This is a genomic window from Peribacillus simplex, from assembly GCF_001578185.1.
Lineage (GTDB): Bacteria > Bacillota > Bacilli > Bacillales > DSM-1321 > Peribacillus > Peribacillus simplex_A.
In genome coordinates this window covers 2,820,853-2,844,969 of the sequence record NZ_CP011008.1, presented here as the reverse complement: position 1 = coordinate 2,844,969, position 24,117 = coordinate 2,820,853, and the positions used below count along the sequence as shown (strand labels likewise).

Sequence of the window (24,117 nt, the reverse complement as noted above, 5' to 3'; positions counted from 1 at the left end):
CCATTTTTCAATTGCGAATTTGAATATTTCATGAATTCATTTCCGTTTTCAACTCCTTAGAAAATCGATGATTGGGGTGATTACCATGTTGAGATATACATTAAACCGTTTTAAATGGGCGATTATTACTTTATGGGCGGTTATTACATTAACGTTCATCATAATGCATACGATTCCGGGAAATCCATTTGCTAAAGAAGGAGCAATGCCTCCTGCAGTTTATGAGAACCTTCAAGTCCACTATGGATTGGACAAGCCGTTGTTGACCCAGTATGGGAATTATTTATTGGAAGTCGTACAATTCGATTTTGGTCCATCATTGAAATCCTCATCCATTTCTGTGAATGATTACATTTTGAAAGGATTTCCAGTGTCGTTGCACTTAGGGGCACAAGCATTGGTGATTGCCATCTTTTTTGGGCTAATTTTGGGTGTAGTTGCTTCACTGAAAAGAAATAAATGGCCCGACTATTTATCAATGGTCATTGCCATCGTAGGGATCTCTGTTCCAAACTTTATCTTGGCGACTATTTTAATCAATTATTTCGCAATAAAATGGCATATATTCCCAGTTGCTACATGGGCGACATGGCAGCATACCATTTTACCATCCATTGCCCTGTCAATGATGCCTCTTGCTTTCATCGCCAGATTGATGCGGACAAGCATGCTTGAAGTAATGGGGCAGGATTACATTTTGACTGCGAAGGCCAAAGGATTAAAACGGAGCGGTGTCATAATCAAACATGCTATTCGGAATGCGTTATTGCCGATTATCACGATTCTAGGTATCCTGACGGCTAATATCGTTACAGGAAGCTTCATCATTGAACGTATTTTTGGTATTCCGGGCATGGGAGATATGTTCGTAAAGGGAATATCCAACCGAGACTACCCGGTCATTCTTGGTTCCACAATTGTGTATAGTGCAGTGCTTATCCTATTGATATTCATCGTTGATATAGCCTACACGTTGATTGATCCAAGAATTAAAGTGACGGGGGAGAAGAAATAATGGCAGATAAAGTGCATTTAACCGAAGATATGTTCCAACCCGCTGAAGGAAACTTTAAGGAAGCTGAAAAAATTGCCAGACCTACAGTTTCATATTGGTCTGACGTCTGGCGTCGTTTTAGAGAAAATAAATTGGCAATGACGGGATTCGTACTTATTATCCTCTTGGTCTTACTGGCGATTTTTGGTCCATATATTAACGGGTATACTTATTATGGACAAGATTTCGAGAAAAAGAATCTTAGTCCAAATGCCGAGCATTGGTTTGGAACGGATTCTTCAGGAAGGGATTTATTCACGCGAGCTTGGTATGGTGCGAGGATATCGTTGTTCATTGGATTGATGGCTGCGCTGATTGACTTCTTGATTGGTGTCCTTTATGGCGGGATTTCAGCCATTCGTGGCGGACGCACAGATAATATCATGATGCGGTTTGCTGAAGTGATCTATGCAATCCCTTACCTATTGATGGTTATCTTAATGATGGTCGTATTAAAACCTGGTATTCTGCCGATCATCATTGCGATGTCGATTACAGGGTGGATTCCCATGGCACGACTAGTAAGGGGACAGGTCTTACAACTTAAAGAGAATGAATATATCCATGCAGCAACCATCTCTGGAGCCAATACGAGCTGGACTTTAAGAAAACACATGATTCCAAATACAATGGGACCGATCCTGGTCAATTTAACGTTGACTGTACCCACTGCGATTTTTGCCGAAGCTACACTAAGCTTTTTGGGTCTTGGAGTGCCAGCGCCTCAAGCAAGCTGGGGAACATTGACAAGTGATGCCCTGGGAAGCATTTTGGTAGGGAATTTCTATCAACTTTTAATCCCGGCAATATTGATTTCCTTAACCATGTTCGCGTTCAATGTGGCTGGTGACGGACTGCAGGATGCCCTGGATCCAAAACTTCGGAAATAATAGAGTCCTAACATAAAGATTTGATATTACTAGAATAGGAGGGACGATGATGGAGAACCTATTAGAAGTCAATGATTTACACATCACCTTCCATACTTATGCAGGAAAAGTGCAGGCGGTTCGCGGCGTGAACTTTGAAGTTAAAAAAGGGGAAGCCGTCGCCATTGTTGGAGAGTCCGGATGCGGTAAAAGTGTTACTGCGAAATCCATCATGAGATTATTGGAAACACCTCCAGCAGAGTATGGAAAAGGGTCTATAAACTTTGGCGGTAAAGATCTTATTAAAATGAGTGAAAAGGAAATGCAGAAGATTCGCGGAAATGAAATCAGCATGATTTTTCAGGATCCAATGACTTCGCTTAATCCAACGACAAAAATTGGCAGCCAAATCATGGAGGGTATTTTAAAGCATAATAAAAATATGTCCCGAAAAGATGCATACGAACGGGCGTTGGAGACGCTTAAACTTGTAGGTATTCCTCAGCCGGAAAAAAGGATGCAACAATATCCACATGAGTTTTCAGGTGGTATGCGCCAAAGGGCAATGATAGCAATGGCTTTAGCCTGTGAACCGAAATTGCTAATTGCGGATGAGCCTACAACGGCATTGGATGTAACGATACAAGCGCAAATTTTGGAACTGATGAAAGATATCCAACGTAGAATGGATACTTCCATTATATTAATCACTCATGATTTAGGTGTGGTTGCGGAAACTTGTGAACGGGTAGTCGTCATGTATGCAGGCAAGGTTGTGGAGACGGGAACGGTAGGAGCTATATTTTCAAACCCACAGCATCCATATACAAGAGGCCTGCTTAAAACGGTGCCAAGGCTGGATATGGAAAAAACGGCTCCGTTGGTTCCCATTATCGGATCACCGCCGGATTTATTGGATCCGCCAAAAGGATGCCCATTTTATCCAAGATGTGAATCCGCAATGAAAGTGTGCAAAGACCATGATCCGGAACTTGAAGTAGTGGAAGAGGGTCAGACAGCTGCATGCTGGCTGCACCACCCAATGGCAAAAGCAACACAGGTACAAGCACCGACTAATGTATAAAGGAGGAGAACCAATGGTTTCACTAAAAAATAAGTCAGTTAAAGAAAAGACAGTCAACGAAAATTCTCCTCTTGTTGAAATAAAGAATCTGAAGAAGTATTTTCCCGTTGGTTCTCAGACGCTGAAAGCGGTAGATGGTTTGGATCTCAAAATCTATCCGGGGGAAACTGTCGGTCTGGTTGGGGAAAGCGGTTGTGGTAAATCGACTGCAGGGCGTACAATCACAAGGCTATATGAACCGACAGATGGCGAAGTTCTTTTTCAGGGGAAAAATATTTTCGATTACAAACAGGGGGAAATGTCACAAATCCGCCGTGAAATACAAATGATTTTCCAAGATCCCTACGCATCCTTGAACCCAAGGATGAAGGTGGAGGAATTGATTGGGGAACCACTTGCCATACATGGGATATCAAAAGGTAAAGAGAGAAGAAAAAGGGTGGAAGACCTATTAAAGCTGGTTGGTTTAAGTCCGGAACATATCACTCGTTTTCCGCATGAATTCAGCGGTGGACAACGCCAGCGTATTGGAATTGCAAGGGCTTTGGCATTAAATCCTAAATTCATCGTTTGTGATGAACCGATTTCTGCCCTGGATGTTTCGATACAAGCTCAAGTGGTTAACTTATTAAAAGAGCTACAAAAAGAAATGGGCTTGACCTATTTATTCATCGCACATGATTTATCGATGGTCAAGTATATTTCAAATCGCATTTTAGTCATGTACCTTGGAAGGATGATGGAACTTTCGGATAGTGATTCTTTAACGAATGATCCGCTACATCCATACACGCAAGCCTTGCTTTCTGCAGTGCCGATTCCGGATCCCACTATTAAACGGGAAAGAATCGTACTTAAAGGCGATGTACCAAGTCCGATAAATCCGCCGAGCGGTTGTGTATTTCGGACTCGCTGCCCTAAAGCGATGGAGATATGCTCCAGTGCTGTACCTGAATGGAAAGAACAAAAACCGGGACATTTCGTAGCTTGTCATTTATATTGGTAAACAAAAAAACCAGTTGCGTTTGCGACTGGTCCTTTTTTACATATTTATTTAAAATATTTTTAGATATAAGCGATTATCTTGAAGAATAAATTATTTTATAGTATGTCAAAATAAATAACTAGGAATCTGAAAATAAAACATATAAAATGTAATTATATGTAAAAATAAATAATTGTTTCTTGTACCAATTTGTAAGAGAAGGAGGGACTGATATTGTATTCCACGATAACTAGTGAAATCGTCGATCGTGTCATGATAATTACTCTTAATCGTCCTGAAAGAATGAATGCTTTCAATGAAAAGATGTGTGAGGAGATGATTCTTGCTTTAGATGAAGCGGATGAAAGTGATGACGTACGAGCCGTTATTTTAACTGGCGCTGGGGATGCTTACTGTGCTGGAATGGATTTGGAGAAAGGTGCAGAAACCTTTATGGATCATACCCCTTTGGTTGAATACCGAGATGCAGGGGGGATGTTGTCATTACGGATTTTTGAGATGAAGAAACCCATGATAGCAGCCATTAATGGAGCGGCAGTTGGGATTGGGATAACAATGACTTTGCCTATGGACATTAGAATTGCTTCAACAGATGCAAAAATGGGTTTTGTATTTGCGAGGAGAGGGATAACGATGGAAGCATGCAGCGGTTGGTTCTTACCTAGGCTTGTCGGAATGGGCAAAGCTTCCGAATGGATTTTTACCGGCAGAATGATTTCTGCCAGTGAAGCATATGAGGGAAGATTGGTAAACAAGATCGTTGAGCCGGATGAATTGATGTCTGCGGCAATGGAAATTGCAGAAGACATTGCGGAAAATACATCTTCCGTCTCAGTGACGTTATCCCGTCAGTTAATGTGGACCATGCTCGGTGCAAACCATCCTGTTGAATCGCATAAAATAGAATCGAAAATGATTCATTGGACCGGAAAACAAGCGGATGCACAAGAAGGGATCGAAGCCTTCCTTGAAAAAAGGAAAGCTGATTTCAAAATGAAAAGCAGCTCCGATATGCCCCCGTTTTATCCTTGGGGAACGGATCGAACATATGAAGTGGATAAGAAATGAATGGTAGGGTTAAAGCCTAGGGAAGTGCGTGATAATTTTTACTTTTCGGATAAATTAGGGTTTCGTTTCTTAGTGTGTTATACTGTGTTTACCATTTACTAAACTTGTTTCATGTTCCCCTATTCCCTGTGAATAGGGGTTTTTTAATTATTGCAATTCAATAAAAAAAACAGACTCTACAAGTAGAGTCCGTTATATATTGTATTTAAAATTATGCTTTTTGAACGTTAGTAGCTTGGGGTCCACGTTGACCTTGCTCAACTTCAAAAGTAACTTCTTGACCTTCGTCTAATGATTTGAATCCTTCGCTTTGGATAGCTGAGAAATGTACGAATACATCGTCTCCGTTTTCGCGTTCGATGAAGCCAAATCCTTTTTCTGCGTTAAACCATTTTACTTTACCTTGTTCCATTGTTGTTGCCTCCTAGTGTGAATCCACACATTGTGTTACTACCCTTGCTCAATCATTAGACGAAAAGTGTTTCACTTATCAATCTTCCCGAACAAAAATAATTCTTATTAAATATAACAGATATTGTCGGAATCTGCAAGTAAACAAAGCAAGATTATTTATAATGCTAGATGTTAAAAAATTATTAATGCCCTTTTTTGTAATCAAGTAAATTTGTTGAAGGGTTTTTTACCATTAAGATCGTTCATTAAATTCGCCATGAAAATATATCCTGAATAAGCCGTTGCTCGTAAAATTCCGTATTTCCGGATGTGTGCGGGTAATGTCCCGCCAATATAATCGCACTTAGGAAGAAGGGATTCAATTGTTTTGTGTGAACATCTCATCGACAATTTCTGATTTACCGGAATGGGCATTCATAATACGGTCAAAGGAAAAGACTTGGCAATTTTAGCGGTTTCTTTTTTGATTTTCCCAATACCGATGATTCCGATGGTCTTTTCATGAATTTCCTGCTTATATTTGCGTGATGCCAAGCCTTTTCCAGCTTTTGCTTAGTACATGTATTTTTCTTGTTAAAGCAAGCATTAACAAGAAAAATGGTTTCTAGAATGGGGGGGCATGGACGCCATTTGCAGTTGTAATCTGCACATTCTTTTTTTCTAAGTTTTCCAGGAGTAAAGCATTCACTCCGGCACTCCGTGTCTGGAACCTTTTTATTTCGTTTGTGTCAATTGATTCAGACATTTCCTTTTTCCAGCCTGCGATCACTTCCGAATCGGTAATATGATCCTTCCAAATTTCCGGAGATCTTCAGGAAATCACAATCCACTCGGGTACCAATTCTTTAACTCTCTGTAATAAAGGTCCATTCAAGCTTGGCTTATTATGAGTTTTCTTGGCATGATCCTCCCCCTGCCTATTTTTCTGAATTAAACATAAGTTCAATGATATTTCAATTGGGAACAGTGATTGCTTTCCAATCTTGCTATAATACAAATAATTAATGGAATGGGGTGTAATCATGAACGTGAAAGACATATATGGACAGCTGCCTACCATAGAATCAAAACGTTTAGTTATGAGGAAAGTCACCATGAATGATGCCGAAGACATGTTCGCTTATGCATCCAATAGTGATGTATCCCGCTTCGTCACATGGGAAGCCCATCGTTCCCTATGCGATACAAGGGATTTTATCCGATTTGCATTACAGAATTATGAGGATAAGAAAATCGCTCCATGGGGAATACAATACAAGGAAAGTGGTAAGTTGATTGGCACTATTGACTTTGTTTCATGGCAGGTTGATCATCATAGAGCTGAAATTGGATATGTGCTGGCACCAGAATATTGGGGGAATGGCTTGGTGACGGAGGCAGCCAAAAAGATAATCGAATTTGGCTTCGATAATATGAACCTTGTCAGAATACAAGCACGCTGCTTTGTAGGAAATTTGGGTTCGGAGCGAGTCATGCAAAAGGCTGGAATGTCTTTTGAGGGAATCATAAGGAAAGGGATGTTTGTTAAAGGAAAGCATGAGGACCTAAAGTTATACTCGATTATTAAATGTTGATTTGAAAGCCTGCTGATTAAAGGGAAAGAAATATTCTAAAAAGGTTAAAAGCGGATTTTACCATGAGTATTGAGTGGGGAAATTTCTTTTCATGATTATTATGAATATAGGAAAATCGAAATCAAACAATTTGTGCAAATATTGAATCAAAAACTATACAAAACGTCTAATGTAAAAAGCCCGTTTGAAAAATATAATAAAACTATGAAATCGTGTTGAAATGGAGGGTTTCTTTAATGACTGTTATCAATGATGTAGAAACGTTGAAAAATTATATCGGTGGCAAGTGGGTGAATTCCACAACATCGAAACATGAAGAAGTGCCTAATCCGGCAACAGGAGAAGCTTTGGCAATCGTACCCCTTTCCACAAAGGAAGATGTCGACCAGGCGGTGCAGGTTGCTAAAAAGGCGTATAAAGAATGGAAAAAGGTGGCCGTGCCAAAAAGAGCGCGCTTCTTATTCCGTTACCAGCAATTATTGATAGAACACTGGGATGAACTTGCAAAGCTGGTCACGATAGAAAATGGAAAAAGCTATACAGAAGCATATGGTGAGGTTCAACGTGGAATTGAATGCGTAGAATTCGCTGCAGGTGCGCCTACTTTGATGATGGGCAGTCAGCTTCCTGATATATCCCCTGGAATTGAATCTGGCATGTATCGTTATCCAATGGGTGTCGTTGCCGGGATTACGCCATTTAATTTCCCAATGATGGTTCCCTGTTGGATGTTCCCGCTTGCAATAGCCTGTGGAAATACGTTTATCTTAAAACCTTCAGAACGGACCCCGCTTTTAGCCAACCGCCTTGTAGAATTACTGACGGAGGCCGGCGTTCCGAATGGTGTTGTCAATATTGTCCATGGTGCCCACGATGTCGTGAATGGAATTTTGGAGCATGAAGACATTAAAGCGATATCATTTGTCGGATCCCAACCTGTAGCAGAGTATGTATATAAAACGGCAGCTGCCAATAAAAAACGTGTCCAGGCTTTATCAGGAGCGAAAAATCATTCAATCGTCATGCCTGATGCGGATTTGGATAATGCCGTAACGAACATAACGAATGCCGCCTTCGGATCAGCAGGCGAGCGTTGCATGGCCGCGTCGGTGGTTGTTGCGGTAGGAGAAGTGGGAGATTTGCTTGTTGAGAGATTAAAGGCTGCAGCGGATGACATCAAGATTGGCAATGGAATGGATAAGGACGTTTTCTTGGGCCCTGTGATCCGTGATACTCATAAAAAGAGAACAGAACAATATATTGATATCGGGGAAAAAGAAGGAGCGGTTCTCCTTCGTGATGGCAGAAAAGAAGGCGATCAGGAAAATGGCTATTATGTTGGGCCGACATTATTTGACCATGTAAAAACAAACATGAAAATATGGAAGGATGAAATTTTTGCCCCTGTTTTATCCATAGTAAGGGTTAATACGCTTGAAGAAGCAATCGATTTGACCAATCAATCCGAATTTGCCAATGGTGCCTGCCTCTATACGGATAGTGCAAAAGCCATCCGGGAATTTCGTGAAGAAATTGATGCAGGGATGCTTGGTATTAACCTTGGCGTACCCGCGCCTATGGCATTCTTTCCTTTTTCCGGCTATAAAAGTTCATTTTATGGAGACCTTCATGCCAATGGGAAGGACGGCGTGGAATTTTACACTAGAAAGAAAATGTTAACGGCAAGATATTGATAGGAAAAAGGGGTCGACGCTATTTGTGGTCGGCCTTCCTTTATAGCTTTATACATTATTATAGGAGGAGTGTGGCATATGCCGGTTGAAAAACAGGGTCATGATCTTAAAACGATGGATGGCAAATATGTGTGGCATCATATGAAAGGGGCTGAACCCAACCCTGGGAAAATGGTAGTCCAAAAAGGGCAAGGAGCATGGATTACGGATGTTGATGGGAATCGTTTCCTGGATGGGATGTCAGGCTTATGGTGTGTCAACGTAGGATATGGTCGCACGGAGCTGGCCGAGGCAGCTTACGAGCAGTTGAAAGAGCTTCCTTATGCCCCTTTAACGAACAGCCACATCCCGGCTATTAAGCTAGCAGAGAAGTTAAATGAATGGCTGGATGGGGATTATGTGATTTTCTTCTCTAACAGCGGTTCAGAAGCAAATGAGACAGCTTTTAAAATTGCTCGGCAGTATCATCAGCAAAAAGGTGAACATGGACGTTATAAATTCATTTCCCGTTATCGAGGTTATCATGGCAATTCAATGGGGGCACTGGCAGCTACCGGGCAAGCACAACGAAAGTTTAAATATGAACCACTCGCCCCAGGTTTTCTTCATGTATCACCGCCGGATTCATACCGAAACCCAGAGGATGAAAGCGGTGAAAAAAGTGCGGCTGAAATTGACCGTACCATTACATGGGAATTGGGCGAAACGGTGGCCGCGGTAATCATGGAACCAATCATCACTGGAGGCGGAATCCTGATGCCACCTGATGGATATATGAAGCGGGTAAAAGAAATTTGTGAGAAAAATGGTGTCCTTCTCATTTCGGATGAGGTCATTTGCGGGTTTGGCCGTACTGGAAAGAAATTCGGATTTATGAATTATGATGTAAAACCGGACATCGTAACAATGGCTAAAGGAATCACAAGCGCTTACCTGCCATTATCCGCTACAGCCGTCAAACGTGAAATTTATGAAGCGTACATTGGTTCAGATGAATATGATCGCTTTCGACATGTAAATACATTTGGTGGCAATCCAGCTTCCTGTGCCCTTGCTTTAAAAAATATTGAAATATATGAAAATGAAAAACTAATAGAACGGTCTGAAGAGTTAGGGCTTCGCTTTCTGCAAGAGTTTGAAGAAATCAAATCTCATCCTAATGTTGGGGATGTACGCGGGAAAGGTTTGTTGGTAGGGATTGAACTAGTGGAAGATAAACAGATAAAACGACCGATCGATCTTTCCAAAATCAATAAAGTGATTGCGTCATGCAAAGAAAAGGGGCTGATTATAGGTAAAAATGGTGATACAGTAGCAGGCTTCAATAATGTCCTGACTCTCGCTCCCCCACTAAGTATCACTGAAGAGGATTTCTTATTCATCGTAACGACTGTAAAGCGAACACTAACAGAACTATAAATAAAAAAACTTCAGAAATAGAATAGGTGGCCTTGAAATACGTTTCCTGAAAATTCGGTATATAAATAGAGTTCAATATGTACTTGTTGATTTTCCCTATTTCAACATTCGGTTTTTTTCGGAAATATTTCCTTTTAATTGAGGATGCTGCGTTTAGTTTTAGCACCGTTCAGAAACTTTGAACGGTGCTTTTATATATGGTCAAAGGACCGGGTATAACGCGTAAAAAAACTCTAAAAGCCTGTGGTTTGTCCATACATAAATTAGCTTTTCCGTAGGTTAAATAGAAAATGAATTTCCCTTTCGTGACGAAAAGTTAGATTTGGAGTAATGGATAAGATTTAATTCCTCTATCACTTAGATTTTTAAAAGGCCTATATTTATATGAAATAACAAGGATAGAAAGAATAAGAGATCTATGACGAATTAAAGGGGGGATTTTTGGAATCGTTTTCCTTGCTTAGTTATAGCGGATGTTTGAAAATGGAATGATAATGATTGGTTGAAAAATACCGATTTCATATTGTCAATATTAACTTCAGAAGAGGTGTGGTACATGAAGAATGAAGATATAACAAAAAAACTCACATTACATACCCCTGAAATTTTAGGTAGTGAGAGTTTTTCAAAGTATGCTGTATTGGTTCCGCTTATAGAAAAAGAAGATGGAATACATGTTCTTTTTGAAGAGCGTTCACACACACTTAGGAGGCAGCCAGGGGATATCTGTTTTCCAGGCGGGAAAATAGACAAGTCGGACCATGATGAACAATCGGCTGCCCTTAGGGAAACATATGAGGAACTTGGTTTGAAAAAAGAAGATATTTATAATGTCTTTCCAATTGATTATTTGGTATCCCCTTTTGGGATGATTGTATATCCTTATGCAGGATTTGTTCGTAACTATCAACGGATAATCCCTAATCCAGCTGAGGTAGAAACCATTTTTAGTGTACCGCTTTCCTTTTTCATGGAAAAACCGCCAGAGATATATCATGTGAAATATAAAATAGAACCACATGAAAACTTCCCCCAAGATTTAATTGTTGGCGGGGAGAATTATAAATGGCAGCCAAAACAAATGGAAGAATATTTTTACTTATATAACGATCGAGTAATCTGGGGAATGACAGCGAAAATCCTTACCCATTTTATAGAAATTCTTCGTTAGACACTTCTAAAGCACCTTTTTTTCTCAATGGATTTCTATTAAACTTAAATTATGGTAAAAGTTAGGTTTTAATAGAATCGGGGGGATGAGTGGATGAAGAATAGTTTTGAAATACTTGAAAAAGAACGGGAAATGGCAATGGCTGCGCATGTGAACTTCAATGAAAACCGCGAATACTACGATGAAACGAAAGATCAGGAACTTAAGCGAGAATACTATCAAGATGGTTCCTTGGACCGAGAAGGATTGAAGAAACTACTAGTAGCAACCCATAAAAACCAGCTGAACTACTCACCACATCGTCATGTTTACCCTTGGGTTGACTTACAGGAAAATGGCAAGCTGAAAAGCCTGTATTCCGGTAAAGGAATGGATCCTATAGAAGTCATTGAGGAAGATATCCGTATCCTAGAAGAGTTGTCAAAAGGGATTGAATCAACGAAGATGGAGAACATGCTCGTTAATTGTGAACATGTCGTACCTCAATCATGGTTCAATAAAAAAGAACCGATGAGGGGGGATTTGCACCATCTGTTCGCCTGCGAACCAACTTGTAACAGTAGCCGGGGTAACTATCCATACCATGATTTTGAGGATTATATCCCAGAAGCATCGGCTGCAGGAATAAAAGCGGGTTGCGGGAAATCGGACGAAGGTAAATTCGAACCTGAATACGGGAAAGGCATCGTAGCGAGGGCTACCATGTATTTTTTACTCAGGTATGAGGGAATCATCGATAACGGCAATATTGACCTGGCACTGCTAATGGAATGGCACCGGCTCTTTCCGGTCAGCACTTATGAAAAACATAGAAACCAGGCTATACATGAGATTCAGGGTAATCGAAACCCATTTATAGATTTCCCCGAAATGGCGGAGAAATGGAATTAAATTATAAAAAAAGGATTGAAGCTGTGGTAAAAGCTTCAATCCTTTTTTAATGAGAGATTTTAAAGGAATTTCACACAAACGGGAAAGGGAACTTGAACATCTTTTTGCAATAATGTTAATTTTCCGTCCTGTTCATTCCGTGCATATAGTGTCAGGTTTCCTGATTGTTCATTAGAAGCGATCAGGAATTTTCCGCTAGGGTCCAATGAAAAATCTCGTGGCCAATGCCCTTCGGAATTGACCAGTTCCACGAATGCCAATTTCCCTGTTTCTTGATTGATTTGGTAAACGGCTATACTATCATGTCCGCGGTTTGCGGCATATACGAATTTCCCGTCATCAGAAATATGAATGGCGCTGCCCTGGCTGTTTTCCTTGAAATCTTCGGGAATGGTCCGGACCGTTTGTAATTCAGAAAAACTCCCGGTTAGACTGTCGAAACTTAAAACAATGACTTCTGGTACAAGCTCAGACATGACATACGCAAATTTTCCGTTTGGGTGGAAGGTCAAATGCCGTGGTCCGCTGCCTGGTGCAACGGATAAACTGTTTACTTCTTCCATAATCCCATTATGTATTTTATAAGTTATCACTTTATCTATTCCTAGATCGACTACAGCAATGAATCTTTCGTCCGGTGTAAAACCAGCGAAGTGAGTGTGTGCTTTTTCCTGACGTTCTTCATTAGGTCCGTGACCCTCATGTCGAACAGTGGATGATACAGGTAAAGGGACCGCTTCGTTCTGAAGCGGATATGATTCAATCACGCCTTCTCCATAACTGGAAGTGACCAAAACCTGTTTCTTGCTGTCGACACTTATATGGCAGGAAGAACCATTTGGTGTCAGTTGTTTGCCCAAGTAGGTAAGCTCACCAGATTCTTCACTAATCGAATAGGCTGAAACTCCACCGCTGCCCGCTTCTTTTAAAATGGCGTAGAGATTCTTCTTGTCCTGGCTTATGGCGAGATAAGTCGGATCGGTTAATTCTGCTGCAAGAACCGGTGTACTGAGTTTTCCTTCTGCTGTATCTAAAGTAAAGCGGTAAATGCCTTTGCTGTTTCCTTTTGTGTAAGTGCCAATGTATCCAATTATGGTTTGTTGATCATGTTTTGCCATATTTATCTCCTCCAAGAAAGATTTGTGTTTATTTTTATTTTAACATAGATGATACGCATTATATCCTTTTCCCGGTTTAAGTCGAGTTGGAACCTGATTCATTTAGAAATTACTGGGGCGAGAAGAAAAAAAACGACAAGGGGGTCAAATTTTATCGACTGGCTTTGAGACTTCGATAGGAATATGCCTAAACTCAGAAACGGAAAATAAGCCCTGATCAGTCAGTTTAATTTCCGGGATGACAGGTAACGCCAAGGAAGCAAGTGTAAGGAAAGGGTTGAAATGCCTGTTTGCACCGGGTTTCAATAGGGCACCATCGATTCGTTTCAATGAATGAACGACATCATATAAGTTCATTTACTCACCAATCCAGAAATTGGGGGTGGGAGGGAGGCTAGTATTTTCTCTTTTTGAATTACGGCCAATCCACCCTGAGTCTTTTTGATTTCCTATGCGGCCATTAGCATATCTTGGTCATTCGTGCCGGCAATGATTAAATTATGTGAATTATGGGCTACTGTCATGGCAATTGCGCCTGATTTCAATCCGAGCCCTTTAACGATCCCAAGACCTAATTGGTTGGTCAAATGATGCCGTTCAATTACAGCCAGTTTTATATGATCAACTTGTTCAGGGAACTGGAATAGACCATGATTAACCCTAACCGGTTCAATCGAATGCTTTGTAATCAAACTGTTTGTAGTTTTAAATATTAATAGAAGGAAGCTTATTTTTAAAAGGTATCGTCAAATCATCTTCCGTTATTTCATGAAATTGAACGGAGTGCTTCAACTCGTCGTCAATAGCCTGTTCCTTTTCAGCTGGAAAGTTAAGTAAACGATTATTTTGCACCATAAGCTTCCCTCTTTAAAGACCGAGTGGATGATGACTGAATCAAGATCATCTAATAGAAGGAAGTCTGCCTTGAATCCAGGTGCTATGACATCATGTTCCGTTAAACCAAAGCATTCTGCTGCATTTATGGTCGCCATTTGAATGGCGGTAATAGGCTGGACACCTGTTTCTAAGGATATTCGAACATTGTGGTCGATACTCCCCTTAGATACAATATCATCCAGGTGCCGATCATCGGTGACGAATAAACAACGGCGGGATTTCTTCTCATTAATTGCTGGAACCAGGTTTATTAAGTCTTTGGCAACGGTGCCTTCCCTGATCATAAAGATACATTCGCTTTCGCAGTCATTCTTTTGCCTCCTCCGATGCAGTGCATTCATGATCCGTTTTAATGCCGGCACTCATATAAACATCGAGCTGTTGTTCGGATAATCCAGCTAAGTGGCAATCAATGCTTTTGCCTAGTCTATTTGAATCGTATAATTTTTGCAGCATATCCTCCTCCGCATGTGAAACGTCCGGGAAAGCCATCACTTCGGCTAAACCAATCACTTTCTTGTTTTGGTAAAATGAAATTAAATCTTCACTTCTTAAGGCAGCACGAAAATGTTCAAACGCCGTCGCAGGTACACAATATGGCATCATGAAGTAGAAGTCAAAAGGAAGATGCTCGGATTGTTCAATCATAAATTGAATGCCTTTTTACCAGAAACATTGGCTATTTCAAGGGGATCTGTAACGATGCAGGTAACACCACGAAAAAGGGGAATGTTTGAGAGTTCAGAATGCCTGACCATCGGAGATTCAATATGGACATGGCCATCAATGAATGTAGGAGAGACGAATCTTCCGGCAGCATCGATTTCTGAAAGACGCTCATAACTCCCGATGATAGCGAAAAAACCATCGACGATAGCTATGTCGCCTGTTTAGGGCATCACCATTTACAACTATTATCTGACCGTTTTTAATGACGCAATCTGCAGGCGTTTTCCCTGCGGCGACATCTATTCTGAAACCCCTTTGGCAAAAATATAACCGATTAATATTTCACTTTTTCAATATAGGTCTCCCATGTTCGGAATGGTAAATCGTGGTTATTAAAAGACATTTGTTCCATTTTAATTATGCGCTTTTCCATTGGCAGGCCAAGTTCCTGATAGATAAAGTGATCATCAAAGCCGATGTGTGCAGCGTCTTCTTTCGTACATGCGTAATAAATGGCTTTTGGACGTGCCCAATAAATGGCACCAATGCACATTGGGCAAGGTTCACAGCTAGTGTATATTTCACAATCTGTAAGCTGAAAGCTGTTGAGGTGCCTGCATGCATCACGAATCGCCTGTACTTCGGCGTGAGCTGTTGGATCGTTGACTGTTGTGACATTATTACATCCTCTTCCTACAACTGTGCCATCTTTTACGATTATTGCACCAAAAGGTCCTCCGTTCTTTGCCAATACATTTTCATATGCAAGTCGAACAGCCATCTCCATGAATTTTACATCCATTAAAAAACACCCCTTCATATTTAATAAGCCAAAAGCTTAATGTTACTTCTTTTAACGTGAATACTATAAAAATATACCATTTGAAGACGAAAACCGAAGTGAATTTTCTGAAAATAAAGGAAATTAATTACTTAACGAGAATATATAACATTTCAATCAGGAGCGGTATGAAAGAATTTTTTACAAAAAATTATAAAACTGATATTGTTAGAATAAAATCATTAGGATTATGAAGGTGATATTATGGGGTTTTTGGGTGTTCTTTTACCGATATTCGGTATTTTTGTTTTAGGGTTCGTCGGTCAGAAAAAGTTTAAACTTGATACAAAATCCATTTCCACGATGGCATTATATTTAATGTCACCTTTTCTTGTGTTTCGAACCTTTTATTCAGCAGAATTTTCGATTAATTATTTTTACCTGTTCTTATTCACGATAGTGCTCTGCCTTTCTCTCGTCTTGCTAGTCTATATTATATCGTTCTTCCGTAAGTATACAGTCACTGAAACAAGCGGAATGATTTTGGCGTCCGCATTCATGAATAACGGGAATTATGGAACACCTGTCATTTTCCTGCTATTCGGAGCGGCAGGCCTTGATTATGCAATTATCCTGATGGTGGGTCAACAGTTAGTCATGTGTACTATTGGCATTTATTTCGCTGCGAAGGGCAGCCCGGAAGGAAACGGGGTTCAAACAGCGCTTAAAGCAGTATGTAGGATGCCTATTGTGTATGGGGCTATTGCAGGTGCGGTTTTTCAGTTAGTGAACATTCCTTTAAGCAATTCGGTTTTGGAAGCTATTCACCTAGTTGCAAATGCAGCGATTCCGACAATCATGATTACACTCGGGATGCAGCTTGCCAACATTTCACTGAAAAATATTGCTTACCGAAAACTATCAGTTTCACTGCTTCTTAAACTTGCTGTTTCCCCAGCCATTGCTTTCCTGTTATCACTTGCCTTACCAGTGGATGATATGGTCAGGCATATCATGATCATCGTAGCTGCCATGCCAACGGCGGCCAACACTACGATGTATGCACTCCAATTCAATACAGAGCCTGAATTCGTATCAAGTGCTACGTTCATTAGTACTTCATTAAGCTTGATTACGCTTCCGATCATCTTTTTCTTTGTATTATAGAAGATTATCATTCTAAATATACGGGCAAAATTAATATATGCGCGGAGGATTCCTATCAAGTTATAATAAGGGAGGAAACTACAAAGGGAACCGGTGCCCTGGAAAAGGAACGAACTATGGTATTTGGATTTAATAGGAAACGGACAGGTACCGATTTTCGATTATTAGTACTCTAAGTATGAGCTTACTTTTTTTATTTTTCATTCAACTGTCATATAATTTTCAATGGCATTGTATTTAATTGGGGAGGGATTTTGTGTTCAAGACTAAAATTAAACTAACTAATCCTGAAAGGATTGATGCCATTTTAAAAGCGGTCGTTCAGAAATCCTATGAAGAAGCACTAGAAGAAAAACTCCTGCTATGCATGGAGTGTGGAGATGTGGATTTTTATATCGCGTATTCAAATAATGAAGAACTCCAAGATGCAATTAATGAAAACTTTGAAATCGATGAATGTGGAGAAATCATGAAATTAGACGAACATCAGGAACTTATGGATGATTTATATGAATATTTCTTGATCATACATAAGGAAAGTGATATGTTTGATTTTTTTCCAGCTGGTTCATATATTGTAGTTGGGGAAAGCCGTGAATCGGATACGGATATGTTGGCGCCAAGTGGTTTATTTTCAGCGCCATTTGAAGATGCGATAAAGGATTGACGAAAAAGACAGCGATTGCTGTCTTTTTTTCATTTAAAGCTCGATATGCTTACGGCCCTCGGCGTTCTTTGCGCCTGTGGGTCACCCTTGGACACGCTTTCCTGCAGGGGGAGTCTTCTACCTTCCGTTCCCATCAACTGGAACGTTTTAAGAAAAAACTGTAGGCTAGGTCTGATCCCGAACCTTTAATTAGGACTAGTTTATACTTTATGGTTTTTCCCTGTTTTATGAAAATCTCATTAAATTGACGAAATTCGCGAAACTCCTGCCGAATAACTGGCTGGCGGAGGCCTCACAGACGCTTTCGGCGAGGTGCCTTGTCAGACAGTTGGCGAAAAGGGGACGGATTTCTGAAATCAACTGGTATAAATGTAAGGATCCGACCAAGGGTATGGAATTTACCGGGAGGGTAGCAAGGAATCTTAGAGATGGTGAATACAAAAATATGAATCTTTTGCTTTTAATAACCGTATATATAAGGGGAAGAAAGAAGGTGGAATTTATGTCGGAAATTAAACCAACCAACAGCAAAGCGATTGTATCATTAATCATGGGGGTATTGTCCCTGCTTATTCCATTCATCGGCATCATATTGGGTATTCTAGGTTTAATATTTGCATCTAAGAGTAAACAAGAAATTAATCTTACTGGTGAATCCGGAAATGGTTTAGTGACAGCTGGTAAAGTGTGCAGCATTATTGGAATAATCCTTAATGTTATCGTGATTTTGATTTTTCTGGTGTTTTTTTGTTTCGTAGTAGATACGGACATAACAACCTATTGAATGTAAAAATAATCTTGACAAACAAAGAAAAAGTAAGTAAATCTATTTTTAATAGAATTTCATGTTATAATTAACTAAAATGCTATATATTGTATGAAGGGATGATATTTTGACCATTCAAATATTTGAGTATCCAGCCGTATTCTATTATGAAAAACACCCATTGATTATCGACTCTTTTTCCGTTCAAGTTTGTTTCCCGGATTTTAGGCGAGAAGGAATTATTTCTACCGTTAGCGGTAGGAATCGGGTAGATGCCTTAGCTTGCGCTCAAGAATTATTGGAATCCATGGTCGAACATTTTATTCATGATAAAAAAACAATACCGGATGCAAGTGATTTGGAAAAGGTAAATCTAGATAGGGGAATTAATATATGTGAGGCTGCACCCTTCAGGATTGAAATAGAAAATATCACATATGAAAAATAAAAAAACCTTGCCGGGTAGAGGACAAGGTTTTTATTTTGGATTTCTTGAAGGGTTAATCATACTTTATCACCCGGAATATCAGTTTATAAGAATGAAAATCTATACAAAATGGATCGGTGGATTCTAATAGCCCTAAATCATCAATTTTTTTTACATAAGTACATAATCCTTTTTGTAAGGTTAGCTCCGGAATTTAATTTTTTTAACGAAAAACCATCATTATCTGTAAAGGAATGATGGTTTTTTTCGCTTCAAATTTCTTTGATTGAAACGGTGTCATTTAATTATTTTTAATTTTTAGGGAAAGGATATTGCGTTCTTTATAACGAATATGTATAGTATAGTTAATATAGGTAAAAAGTATCAATAGTTAAATATTTTGGAGGTGTATGAGTGAAATATTATATAGCATCAGACGAAAAAAATTTGAAGCAAGTAAGGTCATTGATCAAGAAATTGACTTCAAAAGGATTTACATGTGTGAATGACTGGAATTTAATTGAGGATGATGAGAATAACCAAATTGCTGAAGGTATTGGAGAATATGAAAAAAGGGGGATTGAGGAAGCTGATTTCATGCTGATCTTCCTAACTGCAGGTAAAGGCAATCTTTATGAGCTTGGATATGCTTTATCTTTAAATAAGAAAATTATTTTGTATTCACCTGAGAAAGACAATTATCATATTAATAAAAAATCAATTTTTCATAATCTGCCCGAGGTAACCATCTGCAGTGGAACATTTTATAAACTGGTTAAATTGATACATACGCTTTCTCCGGAAGGATCTGAAAAAAATGGTTCACTGCACCTTAAATAATTGTCAAATGTAAAATTAAAGGGCTACCCTCTAATAAAATATCTTTTGAACGAACTGTTTAATGTATTAAAAATGAGGGTAAAGACCATTAAAAAAGGGAGAGGACTATTTTGGCCATTATTGATATCGACCAATTATTGCTAGCGACTGAAGAGATTGCAGAAGAATCAGTTCCAATCCTTATTGATACATTTGATATTGATCAACTTTTAGATAAAACGGATTACTGGAATTGGTAAAGCAAAGCATGCCCAGTGAGGATATGCTTTTTTTTTCTGAGTGAAATTAACCTGATTACCAGTATGAACATAATACAAGTAATCAGGCAATAAGGATATTTTAAAGAATTGGGTAATTTAAAACTTGCGTCCTTTTACGAATCCTAAAATCACAAACATTGCGATGGTGCCGATAACAAAAATTGACTTAATGGATAATATGAGAAGTTCATCGTACATTTGTATTCCCTCCTTATATGTAATGCAGTGCGATTATGATTAGCTGTTTATGTAAAAATTATAACATAAAGCCAATAAGTGGTGGTGGGAAATTACAGACAATATGGGTAATAATGTATGGTTTGTTACAGTTTAGACAAAAAAAAATATCCTCTAATCAGGGGATATCAGTAATAGTAATTATTTAAGTCCAAGTGCTTTTTTTGTTTGTGGTCCGACGACCCCATCAGATGTAAGATTTTTAGCCTTTTGAAATTTCTTTACAGCCATTTCGGTATTTTTTCCAAATCCCCCATCAATTCCTTTAGTGCTGTATCCAAGTTTCGTTAATCTTTTTTGTAGCTCAATTACTTGGGGGCCACTACTTCCTTTCTTCAGGAAAATGTAGGTATTCTGTACAGGTAGGCTTTTAGATCCGCTTACCTTATATCCATTCGTAGCAGCTATGGAAGCAAATGATTTATTCGAACTGGCAATTAAGACAACAGTGTTCATTCCCACTTTATCGTACAGCCATTGAACATCATCGTTATACATGCGAATACAACCGGCACTTATATATTTGCCAATGCTTTTAGAATCATTATTGCCGTGTATTGCGTACGTATTACCTGGTGTATTCCGTGCATTTATCCCCAGCCATCGTTTCCCCAGAGGGTTTTTTGGGTCTCCTCCTTTTATGTTGCCTTTATAATAGGGACGATTCACAATCTTTGTCACGACCTTGAACTTTCCTTCAGGAGTATAGGAGGCTTTTTTTCCTGTCGCCACGATGAACACCTTCACCAATTTATCATTTTCATAATAGGCTAGCTGGTTATTGGCTTTATTGATGATGATCAGTTGTCTTGCCGCTGCACCTGAAGTATTGCTGAACGCAACAAAACTAAAGGCGAATATCAATACAAATACAATTAATTTTTTCATGTTTTTCCCCGTCCCTCTTTTAAGCAACCTACATTCACACATATACTATCCTATGCATGAAGCGAAGCTAGGGTGACAATTTTTTTAAGGAAGGGTAGACTACAAAAGGGGAAAGTTAACCCCAACCACTTTTTACATTTAGCATTCCAAAGGAGATGGGCACTATTTTTGGCCATTTTTCATACATTATTGAAGTGAAACCGGAGGTGGGAAAGAATTGTCACGCCTAAAAGTGGAGGACTATCTAGAGCAAGGAATCTACGGTCCAAAAGAAATCAAGCCTGGCGAACGAAGGGAATTCCTGGGTACATTACGAGAGCGAGTCGTCATCGTCCTAAAAAAAAGCCAAGTCTTTGAAATGAATGTATATCCGGAGATTGAGCAAATGATGAAGCGGCATCCCCGTTCAAATTTGTTTTTAAATGGTCAGATGGACTATCAATATCTAGGGAAATATATTAAATTGGCAATAAGTCATAATATTCCTTACAAAATTGTTCTCAACAAAGACCATAACTCCGTTTTGGGTCTAGTACTAGCAGAAAATAACGCCATAAACAATGAAGTAATTTATATTGAGAAGAAAAATCAAGCCATTCAAGTAATAAAAAAGAAAAGCGTCAAAGCGTTTTTCAAACGGTGGATTAAAAAAATATTAAACAAACACTGAAGAACAAAGCCTAAAAATGAGTCACAGATGTTTAATATCTGAATTACTTTATTTACAGGAATTCGAGAGCATTGTGCATTTTTTAGACAAGAGCTAGAAGATTATATACATTCCTGCAATCATCAACGAATCAAGCTGAAATTTTAAGGCATGGGCCCGAGATTATCGGGTTCATGCTGCCTAACTAAATATCTTCCCTTAGCCCGTAAACTACTTTTGCTTTTTCTTGCGGCCGGACACTATTCTTTTCTGAAATCAGGCACTTAATTTTTAAAATTGGCAATCTCGATCCATACTCATTACACCTATTGAAAACAAAAAAAATCGGATAAGGCAGTTTGTAGACAAAAGGGGTTCGGAATTAAAACATTCCGAACCCCTTTTGAAATTCCCTTTGAATTTTTCTCAATTTTTATGGAATTGGGTCTCTACGAGCTGTTAGGCCATTTTTACACCTTGCCAGGACCAATTGGCCATCTTCTTTACTTTCATTGCAGGGAAAGTGAGCATCGCCTGATCGACAATTTTTAAGTCCCCTTAAAGTAGTCCAACGCAGACCATGCTTTTCTTTTGCATCTGCTTGCAACAGCTTCTGGTTTCCCAACTTTTTCAATTACTTGTCCAACAAGTGGCTCTAAGATGTGACTATCATGCGTATTTCCAGGTGTACAATTGTCCCCAAAACAATGGCGACCTCCATTTTACGAGCCAAATGGTTCGCTAGTAATCATTTCAAGTTGATCTCGCTGAATAGAATCATGTTTAGAAAGCATCCTTATCACCTCAAGTTTTAATCCTTCTATTTTAAAACAAAAAAGACCGCAGGCAAAAGTGAACTGCCCCGAAAATGTTAGACACCAAACTAACATTGCCATGTTCTTTAAATTGAGCCTCCCAATTCTTTATTAAGTATTAGATTAACAATATATTTCAGTGGCAACCGTTGAAAAAGAATCCTTTGCTTTTATGGAAAAACAGCTATTACATTTATCTTAATGAAGAATTGGTCATAAAAAACCTCCAATTGTTAGATGGTGATTAACAATTGGGGTGCAGTTCTAGGATAGGTCCCCTTAAATTGGTGGATAAGGGGGAGACAACCATTCCTGATTATGTGATCCTTTTTCGTAACCTATAAAACTTCCTGAAGTTTCCTATAATCGTTTTTACTACGGAATAAGTGGGGATAGCTATTAAAATGCCAATGAAACCATATATTGATCCTGCAGCAAGCAGCAATAAAATAATCGTCAGTGGGTGAATGTTGAGCCGTTTTCCCATAATATTCGGTGTAACCAAATGCCCTTCGACCTGTTGAACGACTGTAAGTACAATGAGCACTTTCACTGCCAATCCAATGTCTTGCTGTAAGGCGATGAAAAGAGCAGGGATGATGCTTATAAATGGACCAAGGAATGGTACAACAGTAAAAATCATGGCGAATAGGGCTAATACGAGTGCATAATCGAGACCGATAATAAGGTAGCCAATATACATCAAAGTCCCAATGACGATTGATACGATGAATTGTCCGATAATATAAATTGATAGAGCTCTATCAACGTCTTTTAAAATCGTGTTCCCCTCTGATTCTACGTCGTTCGGAATAAATTTTAATAGAAATGGTCTTAGTTTATCTCCATCTTTCAAGAAATAAAATAAAATGAATGGTGTAATGACCAAAACGGTCAATACACTAGTGATCGTGGAGAAAATAGTATGGACATTCCCTAAGAGTTTTTCCGAGTAATCTTTTAAATGTGTAACCGCTTTTACTTTCAGATCTTCCATATTAACCATGCCAAAGTCATTTTTTTCAATTATCTCTTCGGATTCTTTAGAGAATTCCTTGACTTTGCTTGGGAGGTTTTCAGATAATTTTTGAAATTGGTCCACAATTACAGGACTTCCAAAGTAACTTACCATCCCAATCATGCTGAATATAATCAAAAAGACGATGGAGATGCTAAAAGTCCTAGGGATATATTCAGTTAAAAAGTTAACGACTGGCCGTAATATGTAGTATAAAAGCCCAGCCACTATAATAGGGAAGAATATAGCTGCAATGATTTTTTGTAGCGGGAGCAAAACATAATCAATCTTACCTAGTAAAAATATAATTAAAATGATCAAAATTATTCCGCTTGCATATTTAAAAAACGGTTTATTGATCCACAAAACAATCCCCCCCTAATTCCATCTCTTACTTGATTCCCTTATTTGGCTTCATGTTAAACTATATAACTTGTTCAGTTTCCTATGACCAGTAACAGGGCTGGAATTCGAATTTCTTTTACTTTTGAAGTTCCCATATTTTTGACGGGCGCCAAGGTAGGAAAGGGGAGTCTATCCAGATGCTTGTGAAGACTTATATTTATTGGATAAAGTTCAAAAAACTAAAAAAAGGCATCATCAAAGTTAACCACCGTTTTCGGAAGTTTACTTGAGAAATGCCTTTTTTCCAGGTCATAAGATACTTGTTATAA

Annotated in this window: 28 protein-coding genes and 1 pseudogene; 18 read left to right on the top strand and 11 right to left on the bottom strand. The window is 39.0% G+C overall.

Features of this window, described 5'->3' with window-relative positions; all coding sequences use genetic code 11:
* The first annotated feature begins 85 nt into the window (after positions 1 to 85).
* The 5 genes from UP17_RS13200 (at position 86) to UP17_RS13180 (ending at position 5,081) form a co-directional block, all read left to right on the top strand.
* Positions 86 to 1,015 (top strand): ABC transporter permease, encoded by a 930-nt coding sequence (locus UP17_RS13200; RefSeq protein ID WP_053346403.1) that lies wholly within the window; start codon positions 86 to 88, stop codon positions 1,013 to 1,015.
* The gene (locus tag UP17_RS13195; protein ID WP_061463423.1) at positions 1,015 to 1,944 is read left to right on the top strand and encodes an ABC transporter permease; all 930 of its coding nucleotides are present in this window, start codon (positions 1,015 to 1,017) and stop codon (positions 1,942 to 1,944) included. Before UP17_RS13200 ends, UP17_RS13195 begins: the two co-directional genes overlap by 1 nt.
* 49 nt (positions 1,945 to 1,993) lie before the next feature.
* Positions 1,994 to 3,007, top strand: a complete 1,014-nt coding sequence (locus UP17_RS13190) for an ABC transporter ATP-binding protein (protein WP_061463422.1) — start codon at positions 1,994 to 1,996, stop codon at positions 3,005 to 3,007.
* A 13-nt stretch (positions 3,008 to 3,020) separates the two neighbouring features.
* Positions 3,021 to 4,013 (top strand): ABC transporter ATP-binding protein, encoded by a 993-nt coding sequence (locus UP17_RS13185; protein ID WP_061463421.1) that lies wholly within the window; start codon positions 3,021 to 3,023, stop codon positions 4,011 to 4,013.
* Between the two features lie 213 nt (positions 4,014 to 4,226).
* A complete protein-coding gene (locus tag UP17_RS13180) occupies positions 4,227 to 5,081 on the top strand; it encodes a crotonase/enoyl-CoA hydratase family protein (protein WP_208857022.1) in 855 nt (284 codons plus the stop codon).
* 211 nt (positions 5,082 to 5,292) lie between these two features.
* Here the strand turns inward: UP17_RS13180 and UP17_RS13175 are convergent, their stop codons facing one another.
* Together UP17_RS13175 and UP17_RS28885 are read right to left on the bottom strand one after the other, a co-directional pair.
* A complete protein-coding gene (locus tag UP17_RS13175; RefSeq protein WP_029714163.1) occupies positions 5,293 to 5,493 on the bottom strand; it encodes a cold-shock protein in 201 nt (66 codons plus the stop codon).
* A 416-nt stretch (positions 5,494 to 5,909) separates the two neighbouring features.
* Positions 5,910 to 6,029: an NAD(P)-dependent oxidoreductase gene (locus UP17_RS28885; RefSeq protein ID WP_081108815.1), complete on the bottom strand. Its 120-nt coding sequence runs from the start codon at positions 6,027 to 6,029 to the stop codon at positions 5,910 to 5,912.
* A 488-nt stretch (positions 6,030 to 6,517) separates the two neighbouring features.
* On the opposite strand from UP17_RS28885, the gene UP17_RS13165 reads away from it, so the two are divergent.
* The 5 genes from UP17_RS13165 to UP17_RS13145 all read left to right on the top strand — a co-directional run bounded on the left by UP17_RS13165 (position 6,518) and on the right by UP17_RS13145 (position 12,244).
* Positions 6,518 to 7,069 carry a GNAT family N-acetyltransferase gene (locus UP17_RS13165; RefSeq protein WP_061463418.1) on the top strand — a complete coding sequence of 184 codons (552 nt, stop codon included), beginning with the start codon at positions 6,518 to 6,520 and terminating at the stop codon, positions 7,067 to 7,069.
* Between the two features lie 236 nt (positions 7,070 to 7,305).
* Positions 7,306 to 8,763, top strand: coding sequence for a CoA-acylating methylmalonate-semialdehyde dehydrogenase (locus tag UP17_RS13160; protein WP_061463417.1), 1,458 nt, complete (start codon positions 7,306 to 7,308; stop codon positions 8,761 to 8,763).
* A 78-nt stretch (positions 8,764 to 8,841) separates the two neighbouring features.
* Positions 8,842 to 10,182 carry an aspartate aminotransferase family protein gene (locus UP17_RS13155; RefSeq protein WP_061463416.1) on the top strand — a complete coding sequence of 447 codons (1,341 nt, stop codon included), beginning with the start codon at positions 8,842 to 8,844 and terminating at the stop codon, positions 10,180 to 10,182.
* A gap of 556 nt (positions 10,183 to 10,738) precedes the next feature.
* On the top strand, positions 10,739 to 11,353 hold the full coding sequence (locus UP17_RS13150) for an NUDIX hydrolase (RefSeq protein ID WP_061463415.1): 615 nt from the start codon (positions 10,739 to 10,741) through the stop codon (positions 11,351 to 11,353).
* A gap of 93 nt (positions 11,354 to 11,446) precedes the next feature.
* Positions 11,447 to 12,244, top strand: a complete 798-nt coding sequence (locus UP17_RS13145) for an endonuclease I family protein (protein ID WP_061463414.1) — start codon at positions 11,447 to 11,449, stop codon at positions 12,242 to 12,244.
* A gap of 59 nt (positions 12,245 to 12,303) precedes the next feature.
* On the opposite strand, the gene UP17_RS13140 is transcribed toward UP17_RS13145, so the two are convergent.
* From UP17_RS13140 to UP17_RS29265, 5 genes are all read right to left on the bottom strand, one after another.
* Positions 12,304 to 13,362 (bottom strand): lactonase family protein, encoded by a 1,059-nt coding sequence (locus tag UP17_RS13140; protein ID WP_061463413.1) that lies wholly within the window; start codon positions 13,360 to 13,362, stop codon positions 12,304 to 12,306.
* Between the two features lie 144 nt (positions 13,363 to 13,506).
* The gene (locus UP17_RS29280) at positions 13,507 to 13,719 is read right to left on the bottom strand and encodes an adenine deaminase C-terminal domain-containing protein (protein ID WP_284149528.1); all 213 of its coding nucleotides are present in this window, start codon (positions 13,717 to 13,719) and stop codon (positions 13,507 to 13,509) included.
* Positions 13,720 to 13,811: 92 nt separating this feature from the next.
* Complete coding sequence (locus UP17_RS29275) at positions 13,812 to 14,054, bottom strand: adenine deaminase C-terminal domain-containing protein (protein ID WP_284149527.1); 243 nt, start codon at positions 14,052 to 14,054, stop codon at positions 13,812 to 13,814.
* 96 nt (positions 14,055 to 14,150) lie between these two features.
* Positions 14,151 to 14,543: an amidohydrolase family protein gene (locus tag UP17_RS29270; protein ID WP_284149526.1), complete on the bottom strand. Its 393-nt coding sequence runs from the start codon at positions 14,541 to 14,543 to the stop codon at positions 14,151 to 14,153.
* Positions 14,544 to 14,565: 22 nt separating this feature from the next.
* A complete protein-coding gene (locus tag UP17_RS29265; protein WP_284149525.1) occupies positions 14,566 to 14,907 on the bottom strand; it encodes an amidohydrolase family protein in 342 nt (113 codons plus the stop codon).
* Between UP17_RS29265 and UP17_RS28870 the strand changes: the two genes are divergently transcribed.
* Entirely contained in the window at positions 14,896 to 15,102 is a 207-nt protein-coding gene (locus tag UP17_RS28870) for a hypothetical protein (protein WP_250211666.1), read from the top strand. The two genes, UP17_RS29265 and UP17_RS28870, sit on opposite strands and share 12 nt — an antisense overlap.
* Before the next feature lie 160 nt (positions 15,103 to 15,262).
* On the opposite strand, the gene UP17_RS13130 is transcribed toward UP17_RS28870, so the two are convergent.
* The gene (locus tag UP17_RS13130; RefSeq protein WP_061463412.1) at positions 15,263 to 15,730 is read right to left on the bottom strand and encodes a nucleoside deaminase; all 468 of its coding nucleotides are present in this window, start codon (positions 15,728 to 15,730) and stop codon (positions 15,263 to 15,265) included.
* 243 nt (positions 15,731 to 15,973) lie between these two features.
* Between UP17_RS13130 and UP17_RS13125 the strand changes: the two genes are divergently transcribed.
* From UP17_RS13125 to UP17_RS29260, 6 genes are all read left to right on the top strand, one after another.
* Positions 15,974 to 16,876, top strand: coding sequence for an AEC family transporter (locus UP17_RS13125; protein WP_061463411.1), 903 nt, complete (start codon positions 15,974 to 15,976; stop codon positions 16,874 to 16,876).
* A 256-nt stretch (positions 16,877 to 17,132) separates the two neighbouring features.
* On the top strand, positions 17,133 to 17,543 hold the full coding sequence (locus UP17_RS13120; RefSeq protein WP_061463410.1) for a hypothetical protein: 411 nt from the start codon (positions 17,133 to 17,135) through the stop codon (positions 17,541 to 17,543).
* A 502-nt stretch (positions 17,544 to 18,045) separates the two neighbouring features.
* Entirely contained in the window at positions 18,046 to 18,327 is a 282-nt protein-coding gene (locus tag UP17_RS13115) for a DUF4190 domain-containing protein (RefSeq protein WP_061466093.1), read from the top strand.
* A gap of 109 nt (positions 18,328 to 18,436) precedes the next feature.
* Positions 18,437 to 18,757 carry a type II toxin-antitoxin system HicB family antitoxin gene (locus UP17_RS13110; RefSeq protein WP_061463409.1) on the top strand — a complete coding sequence of 107 codons (321 nt, stop codon included), beginning with the start codon at positions 18,437 to 18,439 and terminating at the stop codon, positions 18,755 to 18,757.
* 393 nt (positions 18,758 to 19,150) lie between these two features.
* A complete protein-coding gene (locus UP17_RS13105; RefSeq protein WP_061463408.1) occupies positions 19,151 to 19,576 on the top strand; it encodes a nucleoside 2-deoxyribosyltransferase in 426 nt (141 codons plus the stop codon).
* A gap of 110 nt (positions 19,577 to 19,686) precedes the next feature.
* The gene (locus UP17_RS29260) at positions 19,687 to 19,815 is read left to right on the top strand and encodes a hypothetical protein (RefSeq protein WP_284149524.1); all 129 of its coding nucleotides are present in this window, start codon (positions 19,687 to 19,689) and stop codon (positions 19,813 to 19,815) included.
* Positions 19,816 to 20,214: 399 nt separating this feature from the next.
* On the opposite strand, the gene UP17_RS13100 is transcribed toward UP17_RS29260, so the two are convergent.
* Positions 20,215 to 20,961, bottom strand: coding sequence for a L,D-transpeptidase family protein (locus tag UP17_RS13100; protein ID WP_061463407.1), 747 nt, complete (start codon positions 20,959 to 20,961; stop codon positions 20,215 to 20,217).
* A gap of 217 nt (positions 20,962 to 21,178) precedes the next feature.
* Here UP17_RS13100 and UP17_RS13095 point away from each other — a divergent pair, with 217 nt between their 5' ends.
* Positions 21,179 to 21,631: a YueI family protein gene (locus tag UP17_RS13095; RefSeq protein WP_061463406.1), complete on the top strand. Its 453-nt coding sequence runs from the start codon at positions 21,179 to 21,181 to the stop codon at positions 21,629 to 21,631.
* A gap of 438 nt (positions 21,632 to 22,069) precedes the next feature.
* Here the strand turns inward: UP17_RS13095 and UP17_RS26580 are convergent.
* Positions 22,070 to 22,211, bottom strand: a pseudogene (locus UP17_RS26580) (IS5/IS1182 family transposase); the annotation flags it as partial.
* A gap of 530 nt (positions 22,212 to 22,741) precedes the next feature.
* Positions 22,742 to 23,809, bottom strand: coding sequence for an AI-2E family transporter (locus UP17_RS13090; RefSeq protein WP_061463405.1), 1,068 nt, complete (start codon positions 23,807 to 23,809; stop codon positions 22,742 to 22,744).
* Positions 23,810 to 24,117 lie beyond the last annotated feature (308 nt).